Annotated in this window: 8 protein-coding genes; all 8 read left to right on the top strand. The window is 69.2% G+C overall.

Annotated features, from left to right (window positions below):
- Positions 1–48 precede the first annotated feature (48 nt).
- Positions 49–387, top strand: a complete 339-nt coding sequence (locus tag AC08OX_RS14495) for a hypothetical protein (protein ID WP_476608306.1) — start codon at positions 49–51, stop codon at positions 385–387.
- Between the two features lie 250 nt (positions 388–637).
- Positions 638–964 carry a 30S ribosomal protein S6 gene (gene rpsF, locus AC08OX_RS14490; protein ID WP_476608305.1) on the top strand — a complete coding sequence of 109 codons (327 nt, stop codon included), beginning with the start codon at positions 638–640 and terminating at the stop codon, positions 962–964.
- A gap of 63 nt (positions 965–1,027) precedes the next feature.
- Entirely contained in the window at positions 1,028–1,594 is a 567-nt protein-coding gene (locus tag AC08OX_RS14485) for a single-stranded DNA-binding protein (protein WP_476608304.1), read from the top strand.
- Positions 1,595–1,644: 50 nt separating this feature from the next.
- Complete coding sequence (gene rpsR, locus AC08OX_RS14480) at positions 1,645–1,881, top strand: 30S ribosomal protein S18 (RefSeq protein ID WP_011438874.1); 237 nt, start codon at positions 1,645–1,647, stop codon at positions 1,879–1,881.
- 9 nt (positions 1,882–1,890) lie between these two features.
- Positions 1,891–2,337, top strand: coding sequence for a 50S ribosomal protein L9 (gene rplI, locus AC08OX_RS14475; RefSeq protein WP_011438873.1), 447 nt, complete (start codon positions 1,891–1,893; stop codon positions 2,335–2,337).
- Between the two features lie 618 nt (positions 2,338–2,955).
- Positions 2,956–4,314, top strand: a complete 1,359-nt coding sequence (gene dnaB / locus AC08OX_RS14470) for a replicative DNA helicase (protein WP_476608303.1) — start codon at positions 2,956–2,958, stop codon at positions 4,312–4,314.
- 166 nt (positions 4,315–4,480) lie between these two features.
- Complete coding sequence (locus AC08OX_RS14465) at positions 4,481–4,828, top strand: antibiotic biosynthesis monooxygenase family protein (RefSeq protein WP_476608302.1); 348 nt, start codon at positions 4,481–4,483, stop codon at positions 4,826–4,828.
- A 27-nt stretch (positions 4,829–4,855) separates the two neighbouring features.
- Positions 4,856–5,378, top strand: a 523-nt coding sequence (locus tag AC08OX_RS14460; protein WP_476608301.1) for a hypothetical protein, incomplete at its 3' end; no start/stop codon positions are given.

The following is a 5,378-nucleotide window of genomic DNA, read 5'->3' as shown; positions in this document are numbered from 1 at the left end:
GTTTCCGTCGCCTCGCCTTCGGCGTTTGGAACTACGGGAGGCAATGCTGTGGACAGGCAGGATGTCCAGCCGGGTCAGCCCGAGCCCGGCACCGGGGACGTCGGCGGCGACCCGTCCGGGAGCGACCACGACTCTTCCCCGGGCGGCCACGGCGGTTCCGGGTCCGGGCGCGTCGGTCCGCAGCCGGCTGCCCGCATGCTCGCGGTGGTCGCGGTCGCCGCGGCGCTCGCGGTGCTCGTGTTCGCCCTCGCGGATCCCTCCCCCTCCCGGCACATGCGTGGCCTCCTGGTCACGGTGAACCTCGTCTGCCTCGCCGGGGTGTTCACGGCGTGGCTTCGCGTGGTTCTCGTGGTCGGGGCCGCCAGGGCCCCCGGGGGAATCGAGTAAGCTCGGCCGGACATGCCGTGCGCCGGTGTACGTGTGTCCATTCGCTGGTCCAGGCCGACCACTCGTCATGATTGGTCGGCGCGGCTCCGGGTGGCCCGCGTGCCCTGATGATCGTCCGGATGTGCTGACGGGCGGTTCCCTCCCAGATCCATCGCGTCGAGCACGTTCGAGACGGCACAGGTTCCGGTCGCGGTCCCTCCTGCCACGGAAGATCCGTGGCCGCCAGAGTCCACAGGAGGTGGGTTCAGCCTTGGCACGTCATTATGAGCTCATGGTGATCCTCGATGCTGACCTCGAGGAACGCACTGTCGCGCCCTCTCTCGACCAGTACCTCGGTGTCGTCCGTCAGGGCGGCGGCGTGGTGGAGAAGGTCGATGTCTGGGGCCGGCGCCGGCTCGCCTACGAGATCGCCAAGAGTCACGAAGGCATCTACGCCGTCATCGACCTGCATGCGGAGCCCGACGTCGTCGCCGAGCTCGACCGTCAGCTCGTCCTCAACGAGTCGGTCATCCGCACCAAGGTCATCCGGCTTCCAGAGCCGAAGAAGCCACGTCAGAGCCGCCGGGCGGCGGCATGATCCGGTCCGCTGCGACGGCAGTCCCCCTGCCGTCGTGGGCCGCCGATCTCCGGGAGAGTGCCCATGGCCGGTGAAACCGTCATCACCGTCGTCGGCAACCTAGCCAACGACCCCGAACTGAGGTTTACCCCGAACGGTGCCGCGGTCGCCAGCTTCACCGTCGCATCCACGCCGCGCACCCTCGACCGCCAGACCAACGAGTGGAAGGACGGCGAGGCGCTGTTCCTGCGCTGCTCCATCTGGCGCCAGGCGGCGGAGCACGTCGCCGAATCGCTGCAGAAGGGCGCTCGGGTCATCGTCACCGGCCGCCTCAAGCAGCGGTCGTTCGAGACCCGCGAGGGTGAGAAGCGCACCGTGATCGAGCTCGACGTCGACGAGATCGGTCCGAGCCTGCGCTACGCCACCGCCAAGGTCGTCAAGGCCGCGCGTGGCGGTGGCGGTGCTGGTGGCGGCGGTTACGGGGGCGGTGGCGGTTACGGTGGCGGTGGCGGAGGCGGCTACGGCGCACCTGCCGGTGTTCCCGCGGGCGTTCCGGCCGGCGGCGGCTACGGCGGCGGTAGTGGTGGAGCACCCATCGATGACCCCTGGTCGCAACCGGCCGGCGGCTACTCCGACGAGCCACCGTTTTGAGCGGCCGGTCGTCGTCCTCGCGAACGACACAACGAGGTAGGAGCACACCCATGGCCAAGGCGGCCGTGCGCAAGCCCAAGAAGAAGGTTTGCGTTTTCTGCAAGGACAAGGTCGACTACATCGACTTCAAGGACACTTCGCTGCTGCGCAAGTACATCTCCGACCGGGGTAAAATCCGGGCCCGTCGGGTGAGCGGTAACTGCAGCCAGCACCAGCGCGACGTGGCGACGGCGGTGAAGAACAGCCGCGAGATGGCGCTGCTGCCCTACACCGCCTCGGCCCGGTAAGGGGTGGCAATGAAGCTCATCCTGACCCAGGAGGTCCCCGGTCTCGGCAGCCCGGGTGACATTGTGGAGGTCGCGAACGGGTACGGGCGTAACTACCTCGTGCCCCGCCGGTACGCGATCCTCGCGACCAAGGGCGCGGAGCGTCAGGTCGAGCAGATCAAGCGGGCCCGGTCGGCCCGCGCGGTTCGTGATCTCGGGCACGCTCAGGAGATCGCCGGTCAGCTCGGTGGCCTCAAGGTCGAGCTGACCAGCCGGGCGGGCAAGGAAGGCCGCCTGTTCGGTTCCGTGACGGCGGCCGATGTGGTGGAGGCGGTGACCGCCGCGGGTGGCCCCGAGCTCGACCGGCGCCGCGTCGAGCTCACCACGCCGATCAAGTCCCTGGGCGCCTACACCGTCGCCGTGCATCTGCATCCCGAGGTGACCGCGACCGTGAAGCTCCAGGTCACGCAGGCCTGACCAGGGCAGGGCGGGCCTGATCGCGGCCGGATGGGCCCGAGGTCAGGCGGGTCTGACGGGGTGGCGGGTCTGACGGGGTGGCATCCGCCGTTTCTCCCGCTGTACCGCCGCGCTCGCTGTACGGGCTCCCCTGGCCGACCGTCTCAGGTGGTCGGCCAGGGGAGCCCGTTGTGCGTGGGGCAAGGGGCGACGACCAGATCCGAAACTTTTTCTCATCCACAGGGCACTCGGGATGCAGGCGCCTGCCAGCTAGGTTTCGTCGAGGTTGTGGTCTCGGGTGTCCACAGGTCTCCGGTTTCCGTCCCGATGTCCTCCCCAGGTTTCGGCCGGTTACCCACAGCTTTTCCACAAGGGCCTGTGGATAACTTTTTGGTGGGTGTACCCGCCGGTCCGTAAGGTCGGACCCTCCAGGCCGAGGAAGGTACTTCTAGCCTGATCGGGCCAGGTCTCCTTCGGCGACGCGGGCGGCGCCCGGCGAGAGGCTCACCGGGCGCCGCCCGTTCGGTCCCTGCTGGGAGCCCCGGCCGGTCGGGGGCGGAGCGGTTCGTTGACAGCGGTTCCGATCTGTACGAACATTCGTTCGAATGCGGGTCTACGAGAGTCCCGGGAGGGTGCGTCGTGAGCGTCACCGAGATCTCGCGTGGTTCCGGTGGGAGCGCAGAGTTCGACCGGACTCCCCCGCACGACCTGCCCGCTGAGCAGAGTGTGCTCGGCGGCATGCTGCTGTCGAAAGACGCCATCGCCGACGTTGTCGAGGTCCTGCGGACGGGTGACTTCTACCGTCCCGCGCACGGCCTCGTGTACGAGGTCATCGGCGATCTCTACGGCCGGGGGGAGCCTGCGGACGTCATCAGCGTCGCCGCCGAGCTCAGCCGCCGCGATCTGCTCGAACGGGTGGGCGGTCCGGCCTACATGCACACCCTCATCTCGAGCGTGCCCACCGCGGCCAACGCTGGGTACTACGCCCGTATCGTCGCGGAGAAGGCGATCCTGCGCCGCCTCGCGGAGGCCGGCACCCGCATCGTGCAGCTCGCCTACGGCGCGGCTCCGGACGTCAGCGACGTCGTCGACCGCGCCCAGGCGGCCGTGTACGAGGTGACCGAGCGCCGGGCGAACGAGGACTACCTGCCGCTGGGGGAGCTGCTCAACCCGGCGTTGGAGGAGATCGAGTCCATCCAGGGGCACGACGGTTCGCTGACCGGGGTGCCCACCGGTTTCGTCGACCTCGACGAGCTGACCAACGGCCTGCACGGCGGCCAGCTGTGGATCGTCGCGGCCAGGCCTGCCGTGGGCAAGTCGACCCTCGGCCTGGACTTCGCCCGGGCGGCGTCGATCAAGAACGGGATGGCGTCGGTCATCTTTTCGCTGGAGATGAGCCGCATGGAGATCACCATGCGGCTGTTGTCCGCCGAGGCGCGGGTGTCCCTGCAGAACATCCGCACGGGCCGGCTCACCGACGACGACTGGGGTCGCCTGGCCCGCCGGATAGGCGAGGTCGCGGAGGCCCCGCTGTTCATCGACGACAGCCCGCACCTGACGATGATGGAGGTCCGGGCGAAGGCCCGGCGGTTGAAGCAGCGCAACGAGCTGCGTCTGGTGATCCTCGACTACCTGCAGCTGATGTCGTCGCCCAAGAAAGTGGAGAACCGTCAGCAGGAGGTCAGCGAGATCTCGCGGTCGCTGAAGCTGCTCGCCAAGGAGCTCGACGTTCCGGTGGTCGCCATCTCCCAGCTCAACCGCGCCTCCGAGCAGCGGGCCGATAAGCGTCCCCAGGTCTCCGACCTGCGCGAGTCCGGAAGCCTGGAGCAGGACGCCGACGCGGTGATCCTGCTGTACCGGGAGGACACGGTCGAGAAGGAGTCGGCGCGCGCCGGCGAGGCGGACCTCATCATCGCCAAGCACCGCAACGGGCCAACTGGCACCGTCACCGTCGCCTTCCAGGGTCATTACTCACGGTTCGTCGACATGGCGAACTGAATTCTCGGCCCGGGAGCGGGACGAGGCCCACGGGTGGAGAGCGCCAGCGGCCCGGCGGCGGGCCGGGTGGGCGCCCGGGTGTGTTTGGCGTGGTCATGGTTCATGTTGGCGGACCGCAGATCTCCCGATGCTGCCAGACTGGGCGGTATGAGTTTCAGGATCATCCATGGCGAGTGAGAGGCGGGACGGCGGGCGGCCCGCCGGAGCGGTCCTCGAAGTTGCCCGGTTCGACATCAAACCGGGCAGCGAGGAGGATTTCGTCGCCGCGTATCACGGGGTGCGTGCGGAGCTCGTCGGCACGCCGGGCTGTCGTTCCGCGCGGATGACCCGCGGGGTCGAGTCACCGTCGAGTTTCGTGCTGCTCGTCGAGTGGGACAGCCTGGACGCCCATCTGACGAACTTCCGGGAGTCGGAGCGGTTTGTCCGCTGGCGTGCCGCCCTCGGCCCGTACTTCGACGGCACCCCGACGGTGGCGCACAGCGCAGACGTCCCCGCCGCTCCCGGCCCGGCCTGACCCTCGACGACCGCCGGACCTCTGATCATGGCAGCGTTCCTCGGGTACCTGTTTTTCGCGCCGCTTACGGCGCTCTTCTTCGGTTTCCTCATCTGGCTGGTGCCGGCGATCCTGCTCCGGAACACGGACGTGGTGAGCCGGCTGAACCTGCGGCCCTTCGCGTTCTTCGTCACCGGCTACGTCTTCAGCGGGCTGATGGCCCTCTACCTGCTGGTGCTGGACGCCGGCCACGACGTCGCGCCGGCGGCCGGCGCCGTCGCATCCCTGGCCCTCCTCTGGGCTGTTCGGCGGCAGTGGCGCCGGCACCGGCCACTGGGCACGCGGCAGGTGGCGAGCAGGCGACGTGGCGGCCCGGTCCAGCCGGGGCAGCCGGGTTACCCCGGCCCACCGGTGCCGTCGGGTTATCCGCATCAGCCCGGCCACCCGTACCCCCCCATGCCGCAGGCCGGGCCGGTCGCGAGAGGTCCATCCGGGTATCCCGAGACCGCCGGATATTCGCTTACGCGGCCGGATCAGCCCCGCCCGGGCGGGGGAGAAGACGGTCCGGGTG

Source organism: Frankia sp. CoBUL1, assembly GCF_978021245.1.
Note: the sequence above shows the minus strand (reverse complement) of the source record. Positions and strands in the feature narration are given on the sequence as shown.